Source organism: Bacillus cereus group sp. BfR-BA-01311, assembly GCF_022664295.1.
Classification (GTDB): Bacteria; Bacillota; Bacilli; order Bacillales; family Bacillaceae_G; genus Bacillus_A; species Bacillus_A cereus.
The window spans coordinates 379,912-400,411 of record NZ_JAKUHC010000001.1 but is presented as its reverse complement, the minus strand read 5'-3'; the positions used below and the strand labels follow the sequence as shown (position 1 = coordinate 400,411).

Below are 20,500 nucleotides of genomic sequence, written 5' to 3'. Positions count from 1 at the left end.
TTTCACTTCAACTACTATTCCCACACTTTACGCATACAATCTTCAGATTATGCTAGAACTAAAAATACATCTTCTTTATAAAACAAAAGCAACCTTCTCGGTTGCTTTTGTTTTTATCCGTTTTTCTTCGCCATGAAGAAAATACGCTCTGTTTGTTCTGTAACTTCAAGTCGCTCAAAATCACCTGTTACACGAAGCACTGTAAAACCTGCTTCTTCAAGCCATTTCGTTAACTCTTCCACTTGATATGCACGTTGCACGTGACATTCGTCAAACCGATGGTACACATCTTCTTCCGGATCTTGAACAAAGAATGTTAAATCATGCTCTACACTATTTGATTCTTCACCAGGGAAGCAATTCCAAATAAGAGATATTTCTTCTCCATTCACTGTATACGTTTCATTTTGAAATACATGATGTATTTTATATAAAGAATGTACATCAAATAAAAACAAACCATCTTGACGTAAATGGTGAAATACTCTTCTAAATGTTTCTTGTACTCCATCTTCTTGCAATACATAATTTAACGAATCACAAAAGATGGTTACACAATCAAACTCACCTGGAACATCAAGCTCTCGCATGTCTTGTTGATAAAAAGGAATAAAGTATCCCTCTCCTCCTAGTTTTTGCTGAGCGACTGTTAACATTTCTTCTGAAAGATCGACACCTATTAAATCGTAACCCTTTTGCACAAGCGGCAGGGTTACATTACCCGTACCGCATGCTACATCAAGAATTTTTGCCTCTTTCATATCTGCCTGCTGTAAACTTCCCTCTGTAAATTCCACCCATTTATCATAAGGGACATCATTCATTAGTTCGTCGTACAACAATGCAAATTGTTCGTATTTCATTGGCCTAACTCTTCTGTAATATCTTCACGTGGCACATCGCCCCATAGACGCTCTAAATTATAGTGATTACGCTCATCTTTATGGAATACATGAGCAACTACATCTCCAAGATCAACTAATACCCAACGTGCTTCGTCAAACCCTTCCATACGTTGTACGTCGATTTGGAACTCATGTGCTTTTGATTTAATTTCACGTGCAATTGCTTGCACTTGTTTGTCTGAATTTCCGTGACAAATAATGAAATAATCTGCAATTGGTGAAATACCTTGCATATTTAGGACAACCATATCTTCTGCTCTCTTATCATCAGCTGCTTTTGCCGCTAATACTAATAAATCTTTATCGTTCATTTACTCATTTCCTCCTTGATAACTGCATTGTATGTTTGGAATGTTAATGGATAAATCGTCTGATTTTTTTCCATTAAAAATTGAATTGTTCTCTTTAACGCAAATAATAAAGCTTGATTTATATCCGTATATGCGAGTTTACGAGCCTCTTCCACTCCTGGAAACTTTCGCCCAGGTTCAATGTAATCAGCTACATAAATCACTTTATCTAACATCGTCATATTCTCATGACCACTTGTATGATATGTAATAGCTTGCAAAATTTCAGAATCCGTAATGCCTACTTCTTTTTCTACTAAGTATGCCCCAACAGGTGCATGCCATAACTCTTTGTTATAGCAAAGTAAGTCTTTCGGCAAATCTTCACGTTTAATAATTTCTTCCATCTCTGAAATTGCTCTACATTTCGCATAATCATGGAATATAGCTGCCATCTCTGCTTTTTTTTCGTCCACACTGTATAACTTAGCAAGCTCAATCGCTGTCTCCATTACACCAATTGTGTGTATATAACGTTTTTCATGCATTTGTTGTTTGACAATATGCAGTGCATTCTCACGATTCATACAACCCATTCCTCTCGATATATACCTGTACTTTTTCGGGAAGTAAATATTTACACGTTTTCTTCTCCTTATATCTCTCACGTAATAAGGATGAAGAAACTGCAAATTCCGGAATTTCCACTGTAGTAATCTTATATGGTGTATGCAATGTATACCCAGGTCTTGCAACTCCAACAAACGTTACAAGATTAAGTAAAGCTTCAATGTTATACCACTTCGGTAAATACTCAACCATATCCCCACCAATAATAAAGTGAAACTGCACATCCGGATACTTCTTCGTCAATTGTAACATAGTGTCATACGTATAAGATGGGCCCTTCCTACTTAGCTCTTCTAAACAAATAGAAAAGTGCTCTTCTGCCTCAGTCGCGAGCTCTAACATATGTAAACGACTTTCTACACTTGTAATATTCCGCCCTTGTTTATGTGGCGGAATCTGGTTTGGCAAGAACCATACTTCTTCCAAGTTCAAAGCATGATATACTTCATTTGCAATTAGCAAATGTCCATAGTGAGGCGGATCAAATGTACCGCCAATGATGCCAATTTTTCTCAAAAGAAACGCCCCTTCCTTTTACATACAGCAACTCTCCTCGGTTAGGAATGAAGAGAGTTGCTATTAATAAAAGTTCAATTGGTTTCGCTCTCTACATCATTACGCATAAACGATAAAAATAGCGCATGCTAGTCTTTTTATCGAGGAAGCTTAATTTGTTTATTTTCTCTTGATTCTTTGTATAAAACGATTGTGCTTCCAATTACTTGAACGATTTCAGCACGTGCACCTTTTGCAAGTTCTTCCGCAACCTCACGGCGATCAAATTCACAGTTTTGTAATACACTTACTTTAAATAACTCACGAGCTTCTAAAGTATCTGCGATTTGTTTAATCATATTTTCATTTACTCCGCCTTTTCCTACTTGAAAAATTGGTGTTAAATGATGTGCTTGTGCACGTAAAAATCTTTTTTGTTTTCCTGTTAACATATATGTTAGCCTCCAAGCTTTTCTATAACTAATTGTTTCATTCTCTCGATATTTGGCGTGCGTCCTGTCCACATTTCAAATGCAAGTGCTCCTTGATAAACAAACATATCAATACCATTTTGAATGATTGCGCCTTGCTCTTTTGCCTCACATAAAATTTTCGTTTCAAATGGATTATAAATTATATCTGATACAATCGTTCCTTTTTTTAACGAACAAATTTGTAATGGCGTATGTTCTACGTGTGGATGCATACCTATCGTTGTCGTCTGAATGATAATATCATAATTTCCTTGTTCTTCTGTCGCTTTTTCTAACGACAAAGCAACAGAATTAACATCGGCCGTACGTGCAGCAATAAGTTCCTTCGCCTTATCTACTGTACGATTGGCTACATCAATCTCTTTTACACCTACATCAGCAAGAGAAAAATAAATAGCTCGGCTAGCACCACCTGAACCAAGTAACAAAATACGTTTCCCTTGAAGTGGTTCATTACTAATTGACTGCAGCGCTCGAACAAAACCAATCCCGTCTGTGTTATAGCCAATTAATCTTCCATCCTTATGAACCACTGTATTTACTGCACCGATTTTCCTTGCCAATGGGTCAATCTCATCCAAATACTCCATAATAGCAACCTTGTGCGGAGTTGTTACATTAAATCCTGAAATACCTAATGCTTTTAAACCTCTTACTGCTTCCCCTAGCAATTCCTCTTCAACAAGGAACGCATGATAATGGGCATCCATATTCAAGTGTTCAAATGCATCGTTATGCATAACGGGTGATAATGAATGTCCAATTGGATTTCCGATTACACCATATAATTGTTTCATAAATCCCTCTCCATATTAAATTAAAGATTTACGTAGTGAAACACTTACTCCTTTTGGTACGTGTGCAACAATTTTTGCTCCTGGTTCGTTCACAGTAACCCATCCTAATCCAGAGAATACAACATCCGTTTTAGGTTCACGAATATTAAATTCGTATTTCACTAGCTCAGGCATATTTGCTAATTCTTCTGGCGTTGGTGGGCTTAGTAAATCCCCGGCATGATTTTTATATAATTCATCTGCTTTCTCAAGCTTTGTACGATGGATTGTTAAGCGATTCGAGAAGTGACAAGTAAATGCACGACGACCACCACTTACATAATCAAAACGTGCCAACCCACTAAAAAATAACGTTTGTTCTTCATTTAATTGGAATACCATCGGCTTAATTTCTTTTGTTGGTGTAATAAGCTTTAAGCTTTGCTTTCCAACATAATGAGCCATTTGGTGGTGGTTAATAATACCTGGCGTATCATATAAAGAAGACTCTTCGTCCAATGGAATATCAATTAAATCAAGTGTTGTTCCTGGGAAATGAGATGTTGTAATTACATTTTCAGTCTCATCACTAAATTCTTTAATCATACGATTAATAAATGTCGATTTCCCTACATTCGTACATCCGACAACATAAACATCTTTGCCGCCGCGATAATACTCAATAGCATCTGCTAGTTCAGCGATTCCTTGTCCCTTCGCTGCACTAATTAAAAAGACATCTTCTGGTTTTAATCCTAGCTGCTTTGCACTATAGCGCATCCAATGTTTTACTTTATCATGTTTTACTGACTTTGGAATTAAATCAGCTTTATTTCCAACAAGTAATACTTTATTATTCCCTACGAAACGATGTAAGCCAGGTAACCAGCTACCATTAAAATCAAAAATATCTACAATTTTGACTACTAATGCATCTGATTTTCCAATTCCATTTAAAATGCGTAGGAAGTCATCATCTGTTAACGATACATCTTGAATTTCATTGTAATGCTTCAAGCGAAAACAACGTTGACAAATAACTTGTTCTTTCTCTAAAGATGAGGCAGGAGCATACCCCACTTCGTTTTTATTTTCTGTTTGAATTTCTACACCGCAACCAATACATTTAATTGTTTCAGTCAAACTTTATTCCTCCCAGTTAATTAAACCTTTTTTCTTCATATTTTTCATAATTCTTCGTTCAATTTTTCGATTAAAGCGCGTTACTAATCCGTCCGTTTGTGCTACCGGTACAACTAAAATTGTATGAAGGCCTACTCGGTTGCCACCAAGCACGTCCGTCAGTAACTGATCTCCAATTACTACAACTTCATCTGGCTGCAAACGCATCTCTTGTATCGCACGCTTAAATGCGCGAACAAATGGTTTACGTGCACTATGAATAAATGGAATACCTAATGGATCAGCAAAATCTTTTACACGTTGCTCATTATTATTTGAAACGACCGTTACTTGAATGCCTTGCTCTTTCATTTCCAAGAACCATTTTTCAAGTTGCGGTGTTGCATTGGGACGATCCCATTCAATTAAAGTGTTATCTAAGTCAGTAATAACGCCTTTAATCCCACGTTTTTTTAAATCTTCTGGTTGAACATGATATACATTTTTCACATATTCATTTGGTAAAAATAGTTTCAATTTCTTTCACCTCTTTGAGGATTTTTCATAAAATTTTTCGACAACATTTTTCGATATATAACCTGTGGATAAAATTGTACACATTTTCCACATTAATTTTTCAGTTAATTTGGAATTTACTAACAAACTATACACACTTTATCCACCTAGGTATGTGGATAACCACTCATTTGTGACTGTCATATTTTTTTGGTACATTAAATGCATCAACGAATCAATCCTTATATTATTAGGAGGTGACTCACCTTGAAAACAAAACATATGGAACAGTTATCCACTGAGTTACTCACTGAGTCTTATTATAAAGCAAAAGAACTAAAATTAAATCCCGACTTCATTTTACTTATAAAACAAGAAATCATTAGACGCTCATTAGAGGACAAGCTTGTCAAATCATCTTGATTACATATAAAGTGAAAGTTTAATCAGCCCTTACCAATTAAACAGTTAAAGGATAATTTATTGGATGCCCTGTAAAAAGAGCCATCCTACGATGGCTCTCGAATAAACAAGTACTCCCATCTAGGGGATTTCATCATTAAGTATCTTTGCCCATAACTCTTACTTACGGTTATAAAAGCTTTTCTTTATTTATGAGCTAAGCGAGTAGCTATTTTTTCACCAAGACGAAGCTCTTGTCCACTCTTTAATTCCTGCACTACTTCTATCATATCTTTTTCAAACAATAACACAACTGTTGAACCAAATGTAAAGTATGCCATTTCTTCACCTTTTTGAACAGTGTCTCTCTCATGTAAAAGCTCAATACTATTAACAAACATGGCCCCTACTTTTACAAGAGCCATATGCTCGCCATCACTGCTTACTTCTGTAACAGAACGATAATTTTTTGACAGTGGTTCTTTCCCGTATTCCATACCAGCTGCATTTACCGGATATGATTTTCTACCGAGTACAAATCTTTCAGTCACAGAACCAGAAAGCGGACTATGAATACGATGATAATGACTTGGACTCAAATAAATTACCATATATGTACCGCCTGCATATCGCGTTGCACGTTCTTCATTACCTAGCATATCCACAATTGAATAGCGCTTTCCTTTAATATAAAATGTTTTTGTATCCTCAATAGGACCATGATCTGCAAAAACACCATCAACAGGACTAACGATACTCGATGCATCTGTATCAATACTACGCTTTCCTTCTTTTAGCTTACGCGTAAATAATTCATGCAATGTTCTATATTCCTTCAAACCCTTTTCCATCTCATCTTGATTAATTTGAAAAACTTTCGCATACGATGGAATAATGATAGAGCTCAAACGAGATTGTGCAAATTTACGTAATATATAAGAAGTAAAGCGACCATTTGTAAGTTCTATCATAAGTCGATATAATGTACGTCGCAAATTGCGAAACCCCCTAATCAGTCTATAACTTTAGTTTTCCCTTCTTTTCTTTCTATATCATATGTAAAATTGGTTCTTATTCCCACATATCATATAAAGCAGCCTTATTATATATACAGAAAACTAAGTATGGTATTATTCTTAAATTATTTAGCACCTTCTAATATTACAGATAGAATCCGTCATTTTCAACAGTGAACATGTATTTCTTCTTAGCATAACGCGTTTTCTTTTCTTATTTACAATAAGAAAAGCAGCCCATTTTAAATATGGCTGCTTCTAATACACTTTACTCTTTCGCTTTTTTCTCTTTCTCTGCCCTGACAAACTCGTGGAACATTTTCATTAAAGCACGCTTTTCAATCCGTGATACGTAGCTTCTAGAAATACCAAGCGCCTTAGCGATTTCCCGCTGTGTTTTCTCCTTATCTAGCCCAAGTCCAAAACGTTTCACAATCACTTCTTTTTCTCTTTCGTCTAAAATATCGATATACTCTTTAATTTTTTCTAACTCCATACTAAGCTGAATCATATCAATTACATCTTCAGACTCTGATTTTAATATATCAATAAGCGATATTTCATTGCCCTCTTTATCTTGCCCGATCGGATCATGAAGTGAAACATCTTTTTTCGTTTTCTTTAGTACACGTAAATGCATCAAAATTTCATTTTCAATACAGCGTGCTGCATACGTCGCAAGCTTCGTTCCCTTTCCTGCAGAATAGCTCTCGATCGCTTTAATGAGCCCAATCGTACCAATTGAAATTAAATCTTCTGCATCTTCTCCTGTGTTCTCAAATTTTTTAACGATATGAGCTACAAGCCGTAAATTATGTTCAATTAAAAGATTTCTCGCTTGAGCATCACCTTGCTCCATTAACTCTAAGTACTTTCTCTCATCATCTGATGATAACGGCTGCGGGAACGCATTATTCTTCACATAAGAAACAAAGACAAACACTTCTCGAACCATATATCCAATTGCGGCGAATAGACTCAAACCTTTCACCTCCGCCAAAATAGTGGTCTTTATTATGTGTATGTGGGCGTGAGGTTGTTTGTGTCTGTACAGTTTTTTTATAAAACTCAACACTTCCAACATTTAAAATAATTTATTGTTATATTATAATTATATAAAATTGTTATTTATATATGAATATGCTATTAAAGGGGACATTATTCATGCTTACATTAGATCGATTATTAAATGTAACAATTTATTTAGGAGTATTTTTACTTTTCATTTCGTTCATTACTTTTGTTATTAAAAGAGGGCCTGATTTATTATTTTTTCAATTTGGGATTTCTTTGTTTTTTGGAGCTCAAATTATAACTGGAATAAAATTTTTTCATAACTATGGTTTCTCCTTTCACTCAAAACTAGAACTACTTATCTTTATTTTCTATGTAATTGGAATTATTACATGTATATTATTGTTCTTTCATTTTCAAAATCTGTATCGAATTTTTTTATTAATTTGTAGTTTTTTATTTTTAACTGGATCCAATTATTACTTTAAAGAAACATTAAATTTTAGTAAAAAAATTCCAAAGCAACATAAAACTTTTTTAAGTACACAAGAAGACTCTTTTCCAAAAGAAGTCCGTAAATTTTCAGAGGATTACAATAACATAATAAGGAATGACTTTTATGAAATACCGATGATTCCTACTGAATTACAGATTACAAGCAAAAAAGATTCTTCCCATAGTACATCTTTCTTAGTTGAACTTCATAATAGCGAGAATGAAATTACTGATGACTCTGTACAATTAACTCCATCAGACCGTTTTTATGTGCTGTTAAATACACAAAAAACAAAAATATCAAAAATAGTATATGAAGGGCAGAATTTTTTCACATTTACAGTCACACTAAAGGCTCTTAATTTACAGCAAGAACCAGAAATTCATAATATGTTTTTAGAAATAGATAAACGTAGAGCGATGAATCTTCTTAATTTTGAAATTAAAGCCCATACTAAAGAATGGAAAGTAATATTTAAAAGTGATAGTTCTCATTCCAATCTTCCTATCACATTTACTTTTGAAAAGCGAACAGGCAAATTATAAAAATAAAAAGAGTTATTTTCTTTGAAAAATAACTCTTTTTATTTTACTTACTCCAAATCTTTCTCCCAGTTTGGGCATCAATATAACGAATTTCCCGACTACAATCAAAAGGTTCTTTATGTTTTTCATCTGTCGTTTGTTTGTACAGTAGTTTGTATTTCGTTTCCTCTGCATCATGATCTACAAACCATTCTAATTTAACTCGGATAGCCTCTCTGTATATTTCTAACGCTTTTTCTTTTGTTACTTTTGGTGTTGTTTCATATGTAAGTAATTTTTTTATAAAGTTGCTAGACTCCCCCGAGTAGTGCATAACAGCACCATTTTCTGCATTGATGTTGATCATAAATTGGTTATACTCTGCCGGAATATCATTTATATATACAGAAAAGATAAATCTTTCAATCCCATCTTCTGCTTCTTCACGTTCCTCCCAAAGACGCAGATATTGTTTGATATCTGGAATAACTCGTTCTAAAAATTGAAGTGCTTTTTGTAAACATTCCTCTCTAGACAGTATTTGCTTTACTTTTTTATCATCTGTCAGTTTTATAAAACCAGTTAATTCATTGGTTAATTTATCAATTGTAACGCTAACTAAATTATTATATTTCAACATCGGTAAATGCTTGTTAAAGAATTCATTCATTAAATACGGATTCTTTTCTTCTTTCTGTTTTTGTAATTCCTCTTTCAGAACAAATTTCATCCTTATTTCATCATCATTTTCCGTCTCATCTACTTTTGTAAAACCTTCTTTATTCCAGTCAAACAAATCGAATACATCATCTTGTTGGCTACCCTTTTTTTGTTTTCTAACAGCCACTGTTGGCGGTAATTTATAATGATCTGGTCCAAATAAATCTTTACCTGTACTTGCATCAATAAATACATGACTAGGTTCTGGTACATACACAAGGTGGTACCCTTTTACTTCTTCTCCATTTTCATATTTACATAAAGAATGTGTTAAATCTACAAATACAAGCCTCATATCTTGTTTGGCCTTTAAGTTGTCTAAAACGATATTCTCCTCAACAATCTCACTTGGCCATAACGGCTTTTCTTTTATGCTTTCTCGTCCGTTATAATGAAAATTCACAACATTCCCTGAAGGATGCACTTGCACCACACATCCTGTATCCGGTAATGGATATCCATTTACTTCTTGCATATAATTTATTTCTTTCCAGCCACGCCAATCATCCTGGATAGTTACATATGTATAAAACTCTAATCCTTCTTCCACATGTTTTTTTATAAATACATTTGCAATCTCTCTTACCCTATTCTCCTCTATAACTTCCTTATCACTCGAAAAATAATTTCCATCATCTATCCTAAATTCAATTAAATTACCAGTATGTCTATTCAATGTAATTTGTATCGTTCTCTCCTGATCCTCTTTATGCTCCCACCATAATAGATGATACGGGGCATCAACCCCTTCTTGATCATCTACAACAAGCCTATATTCATCTGGAATTTCAATAATATGAGCTACGTGCTCTTTTCTTTCTTTATCTTTTTGATTCACCATGCCCTCTCCTTCGTTACAATTTAAGGTAATTATAACAAAGAAAACCAAAACTTATTAACAAAAAAAGACTAGAGATATCTCTAGTCTTCTACTTCGTCTCACGGTGTAACGTTACTCGCTTTAATCGTGGACAATATTTTTTTAGTTCGATGCGTTCTGGATTGTTTCGTTTATTTTTCTTAGAAATGTAATTACGATCGCCGCACTCCGTACAAGCTAATGTAATATTTACACGCATATTTAATTCTCCTTTCTTTCAAAGATTGCAACTAAAACGTAATGATTACGATTTATATATTATAAAACTTCATTCTATTTGTCAATTGCAAAAACAAGAAGATTCCATTTAGAATCCCCTTGTTTTTATAGTTAAATCAATTTTCTCCCGCATTAACGGGCAGTAAGACCCCCACTAATTAAAAGTTTCACTTTATTAAAACGATTCGTATGTAACAAATTCACTAATCGGCTTTCGATATCCTCGTGGGCGAGTTTTAGTCATATCACTTTTTCCTATCGTAATCATTAAAACAGGTACTATATGCTCCGGCATATTTAATTCACTTTGTACTGCTTTTTCATCGAAACCAATCATTGGACATGTATCATAGCCATAATATTTAGCTGCGTACATAAAAGTCATCGCGCTTAACGAAGCATTTCTAATCGCTTCATCCTCCATGAAACGCTCTCCTTTTCCTTCATATAAACCTTTCGTTTGCCTAATTGTATCTTCATATTCACATTCATCAATCATTTTTAAAACTTTCATACCGAAGTAAATATTTTCAACATTTTGGTATGCCTTTTTATCACCACAAACGAGCACTACCGCTGATGCACTCGATACTTTATATTGACCGAAAGCTAATTCTTTTAATCTTTCTTTTCGCTCTTGATCACGAATTACAACATAATGTGTGTGCTGCAAATTATAGCAAGATGGAGAAAGCTTAGTTAACTCAAATATTTTTTTAAAATCCTCATTAGGGATTTCTATACCTTGTATAAATTTCATTGCAGAACGTCTAGCAATTGCTAATTCTTCAAAGTTCACCATATATCCTCCTCAATAACTATAAATTCAAATATACATTAATTTATACAAATAGATAAATCAAATAAAAACACTTTAAATCCGAATAATAATTATGATTAACAGCAAAAAAGACAAAAAGCTGAAACAATTAGTTCATACGAAATTCACACGAATCTATTACTATAGAAACTGTACATAGTGAACTTATTAACAATCACGTTTATTTATATAAAATCTTACTCGAAAGGAGTTGAAAGTATGAAAACTAAATATCGCTTTATGATCTCATCATTTGCTGCTTGCGCTTATATGATTTGGTATTTAGTATAATAACGACCTCACTTGCAAATAGGAAAAGGTGTGTATATAAATGGAATATAATCAATCAACAGTTAACTACTGGAAAGCTTTTGTATTACCATATACATTTGCTTTAGAAGAGTTAAAAACTAAATTTGAAATTATGAACCGGGAAGCTCAATTTCTAGAGGATTACAACCCGTTTGAACATATAAAAACAAGACTAAAACAACCTGAAAGTATTATTAAAAAACTAGAGCGCAAAAGCTTATTACCAACAGTTGAAAACGCCCAAACACATTTACAAGATATTATTGGTATTCGTATTACATGTTGCTTCGTAGAAGATATCTATCATTTGAAAGAAGTCATTCAAAAACGCGAAGATATGGAAGTCATAGAAGTAAAAGATTATATCGCTAATCCAAAACGAAACGGATATAAAAGTTTACACATGATTATTAAATACCCTTTATCACTAAATTCTGGTACAAAAGATGTATTTGCAGAAATTCAGTTACGTACACTAGCAATGGACTTTTGGGCAAGTTTAGAACACAAACTTTATTATAAATATGAAGGGAAAATACCGGAGTATTTAAAAGATGAACTACATGATGCAGCAATGAAAGCTGAAGATCTTGATAATAAAATGGCCACAATCCGTCAAGATATTGATGATATTGAGGCATGCTCAAATCAAATTATGCTACCACTATAAAAAAAGGTTCTCGCCAATGAGAACCTTTTTTCTACCATTTTGGGAAGTACGACTCCTACACTTATTAAAGTTTCACGTTATTTTTTCTCTATTGTTCGAACCTCTTCAATCTTCCATTTATCCTCTTCTTTTCCAAGGGCATACTGTACTTTCTTTTGAAGAGTGATACTGTCGTCTACTTCCTTTTCTTTCGTTTCAACAATAACATACCCTACTTTACTAACTTTCATATCTATATGTTCCAATTCAATTTTCTTATTTCCCTTTTGAAATGCGGCTTCTTTTTGTGTTTTTAAGTCTTCAGCACTAGGCATCTTCTTTGAAAATAACTCCATATGTTCTGCAAGATTTTTTTCATTCGTCGTTCGCACAAATGTATGAATAACATCTTGAATAGATCTCTCTTCTTCTTTTGTTATTTGTACCTTTTCCTCAGTTTTTTTAGTAGTAGATTTTTGTTCTACATTATTCTCTTCTTGTTGACATCCAACTAGTAATACTACAAATACTAAAAGGAATCTTAATTTCCTAAATAAATTTTTCATATTCCCAACTCCTAAAAAGAAAAGTGAGGCATTTCGCCTCACTTTCGCTCTTAATTAGCGTCTTCCTTTATTCGGATCGCCTCCGCCAACAATATCAAAGACACGTTTCGCTATATTTGTATTCTCTTGAACGCCAGAGAACAAGTATTTACCTGGACCAAATGCATATACGTTCACATCTTCCCCTGTATGTCCACCCGTTGTCCAGCCTGTAACCGAGCGCTTATTGAAAATATCTTCAATTGCATTATCAATCTTTGTTACATCTTTTGAAGGAGCTATATCATTTACAGCTTGAATTTCTTCTGGAGTTAATTGTAAATCAATATACTTTTTCAATGTTTCTTCTACATTTGCACCTTTTGCAATCTCATTTGCCATAAAGTCTGGTGTACGCTTTGCAGCTTTAATTGGATCTACTTTAAAGTTATACTCGCCATTGGCACCTAAAGATAATCCACCAGTAGCGTGATCTGCCGTTGCAACAACTAACGTATTTTTATCTTTTTTCGCAAACTCAATCGCTGCTTTGAAAGCTTTTTCGAAGTCTTCCATTTCACTCATTGCACCAACAATATCATTATCATGTCCAGCCCAGTCGATTTGACTTCCTTCCACCATTAAGAAGAAACCATTTTTATTTTTGTTCAAACGCTCAATTGCTGCATTAGTCATTTCTTCTAATGAAGGTGTTTTCTCATTACGGTCAATCATTTTATCTAATCCACCTGGTGCAAATAAACCAAGAATTTGATCATTTTTATCATTTAACAATTGATCTCGATCCGTTACATAGCTATAACCAGATTTCTTGAACTCTTCTGTAAGATTACGATCTTTTCTAACAAAGTTCTTTACGCCGCCGCCAAGCATAACATCTACTTTATGCTTCCCTTTAATTTTCTCATCAAAATAATCATTTGCAATTGCGTCCATATTTTTACGGCTAATGTCATGCGCACCGAAAGCAGCTGGTGTTGCATGTGTAATTTCAGAAGTTGCAACGAGTCCCGTTGATTTCCCTTTTTCTTTCGCTTGCTCAAGAACTGTTTTCACTTCCGTTTTATCATTATCAACTGCAATTGCAGCATTATATGTTTTAATCCCTGCTGACATAGCTGTTGCTGCCGATGCAGAGTCTGTAATATTTTCATGTTCATCTTCTGGGTATGTTTTTTGTGTTCCTACAAGATGCTTATCAAATTCTGTAGATTCCATTTCAAAGGTTTTTGGATTATCTTTCATATAACGGTGAGCCGTCATATATGAAGGGCCCATACCATCCCCAATTAATACGATAACATTTTTAATCTTTGCATTGCTTCCGTTCTCATCTGCATTAACCTCACTAGAACGAGTAAAATTCCATGTTGCTACCGAAGTAACTGCTAATGATGCCACAACTGCAAATGGCCATGCTTTTTTCACAAACTTTTTCACTGTCTTGTCCCCCTAATTAGGTTATTCATTTCCCACTATCAAATTTAATGGAAGACTATTAAGAGAAAATTAGCTGTATGTAAATTTTTTGTTAACTTATGTAAATATCAGTTATAATTTGTATAACTTTGTCTTTTTGTATCAATCATCTCGCCCTTTACAATTTAAATATAAACAAGTTGGATTTCATTTAACATAAATCTCTTTTTTTACATTTTGACTCTATTTTTATGAAAATAAATAGAAATGCGGTGAGCCTTTATGAAAATAGTAAAGCTAAATGAGTCTTTTATTTTTGAATTACTTAATCTTTGCAAATCTGTTGGATGGTTACACGATGAAATTTTTATGAAAAAACAATTCGAAATGTATCTTTCTATCGGCACACTTGTAGGTTACATTCATGAAAACAAACTCATTGCGACTGGAGGAGTATTTCCCTTTCCAAGTAACTTCGCTTCCATTGGTATGTTAATCGTTCACCCTAATTTTCAAGGACGCGGATTAGGGCGCATGTTGCTAAATCATTGCTTGGAACAAATTCATCCAAAACAACCCATTGCACTTATTGCGACAAAAGCTGGCGAACCTCTATACACATCATGTGGATTTCAAACAGCAACAACGATTCATCGTTTTGAAAAGCAGACTATTAAGACGTATCCTTCTCACTTACAACAAGTACAAGAAGAAGACCTTATATCTCTTACTTCTCTGGATCAAATTGCAACTGGTATGAATCGTTCTCTACTTTACTCTTTGCTATTACCAAGGGCCGTATACTCTTTTAAAATTGAAAGAAATAACTGTATAGAAGCTTTTTCATTATGCATACAAAAGGGCAATATATTATGTATCAATCCACTTATCGCCAAGCAAGAAGAAGATGCTATCCAATTATTAAAAAAGATATGTGAATGTTGGAATGGTATAGTACGAATTGATGTTCCACACTCACAATTTACATTTCGTCAATTTCTTCAAACAGAAAATTTCCAAGAAACGCTCCTTTCACCTCTTATGATAAAAAATGGTAGCCAACTTCCTGGAAATCGTAATATGCTATTTGCTATGATAGATACAGCGTTATGTTAGAAAGGAGACACCTAATTGAAGCAATTTAGCTATTTTATGGTAGGTTGTCTTACTCTTACACTATTAGTAGGATGTAGTGCAGCAGAAAAGCCAGTAGAACAAGTAAAACAAGTTAAAAATACAATTACAGCGAAACTAGCTACCGAGGAAAAAATGGTAGAAATAGATGGTCAAACCATTTACTTTAAAAAGATTGGTAATGAAAAACCACCTTTACTTATGATTCATGGCTTTGGAGGGTCATCAGATGGTTTTCAAAAGATTTACTCCGATTTAGCAAAAGATCATACAATTATTTCTGTAGATGCTTTAGGATTCGGGCGCTCATCTAAGCCAATGGATTTTTATTATTCTTTTCCAACTCATGCAAATTTGTATTATAAATTAATGAAAAAACTAGGGTATGATTCATTCGCAATACTGGGGCATTCCATGGGGGGAGAAATTTCTCTAAATTTAACATATTTATATCCTGAAGCAGTTACTCACCTTATTTTAACTGATGCTACAGGTGGCCCTCATACATTCGTTAATAAACAAGGCTCACCAAAACCACAATTGTCGACTGATTTAAATGCCGTTTCTTCTATTACAGATTATGATGAAAGCAAAGTGAAATTCAAACGTAATGATGAAGAGCATTATAATAAAATGAAATTATGGCCTAGACGTCTTAAAATTAATGCAAATGAAATAAAACAGCCAACTTTAATTATATGGGGCAGAAATGATAGTAGCGTTTCCTGGAAAGAAGGAGAAACGTATCATCAATTCTTAAAAAATAGCACTTTACATATTATTGAAAAAGGTTATCATGCACCATTTCGCCAAGAACCACGAGAATTTGTCGGGTATGTAAAAGATTTCTTTAAGAACAATCCGATTAAAGTTGAAAAATAACATAAACGGGTATCTCAAAATGAGATACCCGTTTTCATATATTAAGCAGCTTGCTTTTGGCGTTTTGGAGTTTTTGATCCTAATACTTTCGGGATAACGAAGCCATCCATTCCAAATTTCCCAGCGTTCATACCGGAAACAAGAACAAACATAGATAAGATAACCATCTCAGGGTTCACACCAATTGACCCACTAAACATATAGGAAAAGTTCATTACAAGACCAAAAAAGACCGCTGTTTTTGTTAAACAGCCTACAATTAAACCAATTCCGACTAAAATTTCTCCCCATGTTACAAGTGTATTAAACAAATCTACATTTGGAATTGCAAATTCTTGTAAGAATGATGCCCACCAAGATTGAACAGCCGGTTGTGCACCTTTAGATTTTTCAATTGCCCCTTGCAAATAACCTGTTGCATCGAATCCTTTTCCTTGTAGTTTACCGATTCCAGCCATTAACCATGTGTAACCAAGATATACTCGAATTACTGCTAATGCAAAAGAAACTGCTTTGTTTTCTCTTAAAAATTGAATAACCATATCTTCCTCCTAAAGTTGTAATTAAGTTAGTTACAGATAATATAATAACATTAGTTACTTATTTTTCAAACGTTAATTATGAATAATCTGTGACATGCGTATGAAACATTAAAAACTAACGTTTATATAGTAACTTTTATTACCTGTAAAAACTTGAACATATCATACCACAAGTGATAACCATTTTCATTGAAAAAAATGTAAAAAAAATGTGAGTTAAATGTGAAACACGTTTATTCGAATATAGAATAAACGTGTTTCACGCTAATTATAGAATCGAAATGTATGTGTCTCCTCATCAATTAAACTCGCTTCTTGAAAGGCTTCTTCTAACGTTTTCCCATGGTTAATAACCCCATAAAATAAGCGTATAGTAAACATAAGTGCTGCATTTCCATCTACATAATCAATCGATCCAATATATGATTTCGCACCACTATGTAAAAAAGATTTTGCTAGATTTTGCTCCCCTAACGTGCACCCGCTATTTACAATATGTGTATTATGCAATTTTGCATATTTATAAATTTCTTCTGTACCAAAATACCCTCTCGGTTCATCTTGTTCATATACTTCTTCGCCTAACTCTTCCATGACAAACTTCCCTTCTTCACCATGAAAGCAAAAAATAATATAATTAATATCGTTAAATAAGTTCTTTCCAGAAAGAACTTCCACAAAATCTTTCGGTCTACCAATCCAATATGTCACAACCCTTGCACCAAAATATTCAAGAGATGCTCGGATTGATTGCGCCTCTAAATCCGAATTAAAACCAACTACTAGTGCAACATTCAACATACACCCACCATCCTATAATTAGATCTCCTCAATCAAAATTTTAAGGGATACATCCATTTCATATATACCCGTTTCTTGCAAAAAATCAGATCTAGTTAAAACGACTTTCTGTAAATATTGCCTATATGCTGTAATTGTCCCGTCGTGAGATACAATGCAAATTCTTTCAGCGCCTAGCTCACAACACCAAAGAAGAAATTCATCTACGATTTGCTGAAAACGATTCTCTGAAATAGTATTTATACCTTCCGTCCATAGCTGTTTATTTGTACTTTTCTCTATCGAAAAATGTGGAAGTAAATTTGTTATTACCCCCTGATCTACTATGTGGTCACATGGTAATGTTTTTGCTCCTTCTCGATAAGGAAAAATACGCGGAGATACATATGGATGAACGATTTTTTGACAAGCAACTTTCGCACTCCATATTGTCGCCGTTTGCAAAGTTCTAAGTGTAGGACTAGCAATTAATATATCCGCCTCTTGTAATGGCACATTGCATTGAAGTAATTTAGCCTGATTCCTTCCTTCATCCGTCAATGGCGGATGAAGCACTTTTAAACTTGATGGCAAATCCCTTGTATGTTCTCCTTCCCCGTGCCGAACAAAGACGATTTTCATCCCCTTCCTCCTCTCATTATGAAATCCTCTTACATATTTCTTCCCTATCTCATACTTTATTCCTGCTATATGAAAAACTGATATGTAAAATACTTTTTACAAGGGAGAAGTGAATCAAAAAATATAAAATGGATAACCATCTTAATTGGAATGATTATATGGGGATACATAAATGGATTTTTTAGTAGTGATAAAGTGAAACTTTAATCCGTGGGGGTTTTGTTCATCCCCCCACGGATTATTAGTTGAACCAATCGGGCTTTTACGGACAGTTGATCCCCACCTAACTTCTTTGCCTCCGCTGAATTTTGAGGTGGGGGTCTTACTGCCCGTTAATGCGGGATAAAACTGCTAATCCTTGGATTACAGATGATGAACGTGAAACAAAAATTAAGCAAAAAGCAATTACGGCAAGCTGGTCCGGTGTTTTTATGTTTTGTACCATTAGCCTCTTAAATAAATGGTTAGGTTTAAGCACAAACGATAAATCACCGTACTTACCAGACACTATCGCAGCTATTTTAAAAGAAAATGTAGAGTTACAAGTTTTACTCATGCTATTTGTTATGTATGGAATATTTTACTTACATTATCGAAGAAAATTAAGTGCCTAACTTCTAACTCATGATTATCCTCCTAAATGGTTATAGTAATCATGACAAAATGAAAGGAGAGATATAAACATGAGTAACTCGAATGAATTTTTAGATACACTACATGAAAAACAAGCAAAAGATGAACAAAATAGAAAGCGCCAAGGGAACGGAAACCCAGCGAAAAAAAAGCCAAATAAAACACATAAATAACAGTAAAAAACTGCCTAAAACAATCTTTTAGGCAGTTTTTTATTCTTCTTTCACCGAGATAACATTTTCCCAATTCCATTTCTCATAATACCACTCTGGTATATCTACATTTTCAATCCACTTTTTTTCATGTTTTCCATCACTATGAGCTATCCATATATTAGCTTTCTTACGATCTGAACGTATCCATATTAATTGATTGCTCTTCTTCATGAAAATTGGATGATAATCGCCTTGCTTATTAGATGACTTTGTAATTTGATATTGTTTATCGCTTGTGCTATTTATCTCATATAAAGATGGGAATGGCCTTTTTTCTGGCAGAGTTTCAAACCCTCCCTCTTTTGCTCGTGAAACGATAATTACATTATCGTTCTTCCATGTAAAATCCCAATCCACATATCCTTTCGGCGTAAATGTTTGCTGCTGGAGTACTGGCAGTTCTTTTATTTTTAAATGTTTATTCTCTAATGCAACTCTCCCGCTTCCTTCAATATAGGCCAATATATTGTTGGCTGGCGCCCATTTGAACCATTGTGTGTTTAATAACATTTGATCTACCTTTTCAAAACGACTACCATCTGCACGAACTAAGCAAAGCGTATTGCTATCAGCTGACCATGAAGCTGTCGGTACTGCTAAAAATGAAATCCACTTTTGATCTGGCGACCACTGAAAGCCACTTGCAACTAATGCTAGGAAATCATCATGTTCATTTGGTAATGCATACAAATGCTTCATTTTGTGAGGATTCATATGTGCATCTTTTTGCACTTCATATAGCTGAGCCCCTGTCCATCCTGTTGGAAGTAAGTGTGCTTCAGAGGATACAAAAAACTTCTTTCCATCAGGATACCATGCATAATCTCCTACACCAGCCGATACATTTTCAAAATCTGCATTCTTTTTTTCTACATCAAATGTATGTAATGTACCTGTAAATATAAATGCAATTATATTTTCTGTTGGTGACCATTGATAATTCGATGCTTCTGAGTGAAACGGCGTAACTTTCTTTCCATCTTTCAACCGATATAACTCAAGAATACTTTGTTTCTTCCCTTTTACATATGCCAGCCATTCTCCATCATGTGACCACTTTGGCCCTGTTATGTACTCTCCTTTTGTAAGTTGTTTTTCTTTCCCATCAACTTTAATCCAAAGGTTATGATGACGAATAAAAGCAACTTTCACACTATTATTTTCTGCGCTAGTAATAGCGATAGAACATAAAAACATAAACAACACTACACTACTACTTACTATTAGCCTTTTCATACCATCACTCCATTTCCCTCATAGCATTCCTCACTTTCTTCCTACAATATGTGAAAAATATCGATTCGACATAATCAGAAAAAATTCCCCAAGAAATTTTCAATTCATAGAGGATTGGTATGAATTATGTCGAAAGTATAGTTTAGCCAACATTTATATGTATAAGTTCTA

General features: G+C 34.1%; 26 protein-coding genes. 7 read left to right on the top strand and 19 right to left on the bottom strand.

Annotated features, from left to right (window positions below; genetic code table 11):
* Positions 1 to 113: 113 nt before the first annotated feature.
* The 8 genes from MR136_RS02105 to MR136_RS02070 all read right to left on the bottom strand — a co-directional run bounded on the left by MR136_RS02105 (position 114) and on the right by MR136_RS02070 (position 5,249).
* Entirely contained in the window at positions 114 to 863 is a 750-nt protein-coding gene (locus tag MR136_RS02105) for a class I SAM-dependent methyltransferase (RefSeq protein WP_017673523.1), read from the bottom strand.
* Positions 860 to 1,216, bottom strand: a complete 357-nt coding sequence (gene rsfS, locus MR136_RS02100; protein WP_000998173.1) for a ribosome silencing factor — start codon at positions 1,214 to 1,216, stop codon at positions 860 to 862. The genes MR136_RS02105 and rsfS overlap by 4 nt, the downstream gene beginning before the upstream one ends.
* Complete coding sequence (yqeK, locus tag MR136_RS02095; RefSeq protein WP_061457713.1) at positions 1,213 to 1,782, bottom strand: bis(5'-nucleosyl)-tetraphosphatase (symmetrical) YqeK; 570 nt, start codon at positions 1,780 to 1,782, stop codon at positions 1,213 to 1,215. Before yqeK ends, rsfS begins: the two co-directional genes overlap by 4 nt.
* Complete coding sequence (gene nadD, locus MR136_RS02090; protein ID WP_001226048.1) at positions 1,772 to 2,341, bottom strand: nicotinate-nucleotide adenylyltransferase; 570 nt, start codon at positions 2,339 to 2,341, stop codon at positions 1,772 to 1,774. The genes yqeK and nadD overlap by 11 nt, the downstream gene beginning before the upstream one ends.
* A gap of 137 nt (positions 2,342 to 2,478) precedes the next feature.
* On the bottom strand, positions 2,479 to 2,772 hold the full coding sequence (gene yhbY, locus MR136_RS02085) for a ribosome assembly RNA-binding protein YhbY (RefSeq protein WP_000955224.1): 294 nt from the start codon (positions 2,770 to 2,772) through the stop codon (positions 2,479 to 2,481).
* Between the two features lie 5 nt (positions 2,773 to 2,777).
* The gene (gene aroE, locus MR136_RS02080; protein ID WP_000812076.1) at positions 2,778 to 3,611 is read right to left on the bottom strand and encodes a shikimate dehydrogenase; all 834 of its coding nucleotides are present in this window, start codon (positions 3,609 to 3,611) and stop codon (positions 2,778 to 2,780) included.
* Positions 3,612 to 3,626: 15 nt separating this feature from the next.
* Positions 3,627 to 4,733 (bottom strand): ribosome biogenesis GTPase YqeH, encoded by a 1,107-nt coding sequence (gene yqeH, locus MR136_RS02075; protein ID WP_000140799.1) that lies wholly within the window; start codon positions 4,731 to 4,733, stop codon positions 3,627 to 3,629.
* A gap of 3 nt (positions 4,734 to 4,736) precedes the next feature.
* Positions 4,737 to 5,249 carry a YqeG family HAD IIIA-type phosphatase gene (locus MR136_RS02070; RefSeq protein ID WP_000765314.1) on the bottom strand — a complete coding sequence of 171 codons (513 nt, stop codon included), beginning with the start codon at positions 5,247 to 5,249 and terminating at the stop codon, positions 4,737 to 4,739.
* Between the two features lie 246 nt (positions 5,250 to 5,495).
* Between MR136_RS02070 and sda the strand changes: the two genes are divergently transcribed.
* Positions 5,496 to 5,651: a sporulation histidine kinase inhibitor Sda gene (gene sda, locus MR136_RS02065; RefSeq protein ID WP_000850094.1), complete on the top strand. Its 156-nt coding sequence runs from the start codon at positions 5,496 to 5,498 to the stop codon at positions 5,649 to 5,651.
* Positions 5,652 to 5,836: 185 nt separating this feature from the next.
* Here the strand turns inward: sda and MR136_RS02060 are convergent, their stop codons facing one another.
* Together MR136_RS02060 and sigK are read right to left on the bottom strand one after the other, a co-directional pair.
* On the bottom strand, positions 5,837 to 6,625 hold the full coding sequence (locus tag MR136_RS02060) for a phosphatidylserine decarboxylase (protein WP_017673520.1): 789 nt from the start codon (positions 6,623 to 6,625) through the stop codon (positions 5,837 to 5,839).
* A gap of 289 nt (positions 6,626 to 6,914) precedes the next feature.
* Positions 6,915 to 7,628, bottom strand: coding sequence for an RNA polymerase sporulation sigma factor SigK (sigK, locus tag MR136_RS02055; protein WP_000051382.1), 714 nt, complete (start codon positions 7,626 to 7,628; stop codon positions 6,915 to 6,917).
* A gap of 152 nt (positions 7,629 to 7,780) precedes the next feature.
* Here sigK and MR136_RS02050 point away from each other — a divergent pair, with 152 nt between their 5' ends.
* Complete coding sequence (locus tag MR136_RS02050) at positions 7,781 to 8,701, top strand: hypothetical protein (protein ID WP_004407978.1); 921 nt, start codon at positions 7,781 to 7,783, stop codon at positions 8,699 to 8,701.
* Positions 8,702 to 8,744: 43 nt separating this feature from the next.
* Here MR136_RS02050 and MR136_RS02045 read toward each other — a convergent pair whose 3' ends face one another.
* The 3 genes from MR136_RS02045 to MR136_RS02035 all read right to left on the bottom strand — a co-directional run bounded on the left by MR136_RS02045 (position 8,745) and on the right by MR136_RS02035 (position 11,301).
* On the bottom strand, positions 8,745 to 10,241 hold the full coding sequence (locus tag MR136_RS02045) for a YcdB/YcdC domain-containing protein (protein WP_061457714.1): 1,497 nt from the start codon (positions 10,239 to 10,241) through the stop codon (positions 8,745 to 8,747).
* 88 nt (positions 10,242 to 10,329) lie between these two features.
* Positions 10,330 to 10,479 (bottom strand): 50S ribosomal protein L33, encoded by a 150-nt coding sequence (gene rpmG / locus MR136_RS02040; RefSeq protein ID WP_001265617.1) that lies wholly within the window; start codon positions 10,477 to 10,479, stop codon positions 10,330 to 10,332.
* Between the two features lie 195 nt (positions 10,480 to 10,674).
* Entirely contained in the window at positions 10,675 to 11,301 is a 627-nt protein-coding gene (locus tag MR136_RS02035) for a nitroreductase family protein (RefSeq protein ID WP_000245983.1), read from the bottom strand.
* Between the two features lie 349 nt (positions 11,302 to 11,650).
* On the opposite strand from MR136_RS02035, the gene MR136_RS02030 reads away from it, so the two are divergent.
* Complete coding sequence (locus tag MR136_RS02030) at positions 11,651 to 12,301, top strand: GTP pyrophosphokinase (protein ID WP_000456230.1); 651 nt, start codon at positions 11,651 to 11,653, stop codon at positions 12,299 to 12,301.
* A 77-nt stretch (positions 12,302 to 12,378) separates the two neighbouring features.
* Here MR136_RS02030 and MR136_RS02025 read toward each other — a convergent pair whose 3' ends face one another.
* A complete protein-coding gene (locus MR136_RS02025; RefSeq protein WP_000792894.1) occupies positions 12,379 to 12,846 on the bottom strand; it encodes a hypothetical protein in 468 nt (155 codons plus the stop codon).
* Positions 12,847 to 12,900: 54 nt separating this feature from the next.
* Positions 12,901 to 14,286 (bottom strand): alkaline phosphatase, encoded by a 1,386-nt coding sequence (locus MR136_RS02020; RefSeq protein ID WP_017673517.1) that lies wholly within the window; start codon positions 14,284 to 14,286, stop codon positions 12,901 to 12,903.
* 261 nt (positions 14,287 to 14,547) lie between these two features.
* Here MR136_RS02020 and MR136_RS02015 point away from each other — a divergent pair, with 261 nt between their 5' ends.
* Positions 14,548 to 15,381: a GNAT family N-acetyltransferase gene (locus MR136_RS02015; RefSeq protein WP_000706687.1), complete on the top strand. Its 834-nt coding sequence runs from the start codon at positions 14,548 to 14,550 to the stop codon at positions 15,379 to 15,381.
* Positions 15,382 to 15,396: 15 nt separating this feature from the next.
* On the top strand, positions 15,397 to 16,281 hold the full coding sequence (locus tag MR136_RS02010) for an alpha/beta fold hydrolase (protein ID WP_061457715.1): 885 nt from the start codon (positions 15,397 to 15,399) through the stop codon (positions 16,279 to 16,281).
* A gap of 41 nt (positions 16,282 to 16,322) precedes the next feature.
* Here MR136_RS02010 and MR136_RS02005 read toward each other — a convergent pair whose 3' ends face one another.
* The 3 genes from MR136_RS02005 to MR136_RS01995 all read right to left on the bottom strand — a co-directional run bounded on the left by MR136_RS02005 (position 16,323) and on the right by MR136_RS01995 (position 18,245).
* Entirely contained in the window at positions 16,323 to 16,823 is a 501-nt protein-coding gene (locus tag MR136_RS02005; RefSeq protein WP_000236592.1) for a DoxX family protein, read from the bottom strand.
* Between the two features lie 264 nt (positions 16,824 to 17,087).
* Entirely contained in the window at positions 17,088 to 17,624 is a 537-nt protein-coding gene (locus MR136_RS02000; protein ID WP_000935633.1) for a hypothetical protein, read from the bottom strand.
* Positions 17,625 to 17,642: 18 nt separating this feature from the next.
* The gene (locus MR136_RS01995) at positions 17,643 to 18,245 is read right to left on the bottom strand and encodes a histidine phosphatase family protein (protein WP_103622317.1); all 603 of its coding nucleotides are present in this window, start codon (positions 18,243 to 18,245) and stop codon (positions 17,643 to 17,645) included.
* Positions 18,246 to 18,580: 335 nt separating this feature from the next.
* Between MR136_RS01995 and MR136_RS01985 the strand changes: the two genes are divergently transcribed.
* Complete coding sequence (locus MR136_RS01985) at positions 18,581 to 18,859, top strand: hypothetical protein (RefSeq protein WP_002164427.1); 279 nt, start codon at positions 18,581 to 18,583, stop codon at positions 18,857 to 18,859.
* Positions 18,860 to 18,928: 69 nt separating this feature from the next.
* Positions 18,929 to 19,051 (top strand): DUF4023 domain-containing protein, encoded by a 123-nt coding sequence (locus tag MR136_RS01980; protein ID WP_000071866.1) that lies wholly within the window; start codon positions 18,929 to 18,931, stop codon positions 19,049 to 19,051.
* Positions 19,052 to 19,090: 39 nt separating this feature from the next.
* On the opposite strand, the gene MR136_RS01975 is transcribed toward MR136_RS01980, so the two are convergent.
* Entirely contained in the window at positions 19,091 to 20,329 is a 1,239-nt protein-coding gene (locus MR136_RS01975) for an eIF2A-related protein (protein WP_103622316.1), read from the bottom strand.
* Positions 20,330 to 20,500 lie beyond the last annotated feature (171 nt).

Excerpts from the sequence above, each read along its gene's own strand:
- MR136_RS01975 (WP_103622316.1), bottom strand. The coding sequence starts at position 20,329 with ATGAAAAGGCTAATAGTAAGTAGTAGTGTAGTGTTGTTTATGTTTTTA.
- yhbY (WP_000955224.1), bottom strand. The coding sequence starts at position 2,772 with ATGTTAACAGGAAAACAAAAAAGATTTTTACGTGCACAAGCACATCAT.
- MR136_RS01985 (WP_002164427.1), top strand. The coding sequence starts at position 18,581 with ATGCGGGATAAAACTGCTAATCCTTGGATTACAGATGATGAACGTGAA.
- aroE (WP_000812076.1), bottom strand. The coding sequence starts at position 3,611 with ATGAAACAATTATATGGTGTAATCGGAAATCCAATTGGACATTCATTA.
- MR136_RS02015 (WP_000706687.1), top strand. The coding sequence starts at position 14,548 with ATGAAAATAGTAAAGCTAAATGAGTCTTTTATTTTTGAATTACTTAAT.
- MR136_RS02000 (WP_000935633.1), bottom strand. The coding sequence starts at position 17,624 with ATGTTGAATGTTGCACTAGTAGTTGGTTTTAATTCGGATTTAGAGGCG.
- MR136_RS02005 (WP_000236592.1), bottom strand. The coding sequence starts at position 16,823 with ATGGTTATTCAATTTTTAAGAGAAAACAAAGCAGTTTCTTTTGCATTA.
- rsfS (WP_000998173.1), bottom strand. The coding sequence starts at position 1,216 with ATGAACGATAAAGATTTATTAGTATTAGCGGCAAAAGCAGCTGATGAT.
- MR136_RS02105 (WP_017673523.1), bottom strand. The coding sequence starts at position 863 with ATGAAATACGAACAATTTGCATTGTTGTACGACGAACTAATGAATGAT.
- rpmG (WP_001265617.1), bottom strand. The coding sequence starts at position 10,479 with ATGCGTGTAAATATTACATTAGCTTGTACGGAGTGCGGCGATCGTAAT.
- MR136_RS02030 (WP_000456230.1), top strand. The coding sequence starts at position 11,651 with ATGGAATATAATCAATCAACAGTTAACTACTGGAAAGCTTTTGTATTA.
- MR136_RS02025 (WP_000792894.1), bottom strand. The coding sequence starts at position 12,846 with ATGAAAAATTTATTTAGGAAATTAAGATTCCTTTTAGTATTTGTAGTA.
- MR136_RS01995 (WP_103622317.1), bottom strand. The coding sequence starts at position 18,245 with ATGAAAATCGTCTTTGTTCGGCACGGGGAAGGAGAACATACAAGGGAT.
- MR136_RS02035 (WP_000245983.1), bottom strand. The coding sequence starts at position 11,301 with ATGGTGAACTTTGAAGAATTAGCAATTGCTAGACGTTCTGCAATGAAA.
- MR136_RS02045 (WP_061457714.1), bottom strand. The coding sequence starts at position 10,241 with ATGGTGAATCAAAAAGATAAAGAAAGAAAAGAGCACGTAGCTCATATT.
- MR136_RS02050 (WP_004407978.1), top strand. The coding sequence starts at position 7,781 with ATGAATATGCTATTAAAGGGGACATTATTCATGCTTACATTAGATCGA.
- yqeK (WP_061457713.1), bottom strand. The coding sequence starts at position 1,782 with ATGAATCGTGAGAATGCACTGCATATTGTCAAACAACAAATGCATGAA.
- MR136_RS01980 (WP_000071866.1), top strand. The coding sequence starts at position 18,929 with ATGAGTAACTCGAATGAATTTTTAGATACACTACATGAAAAACAAGCA.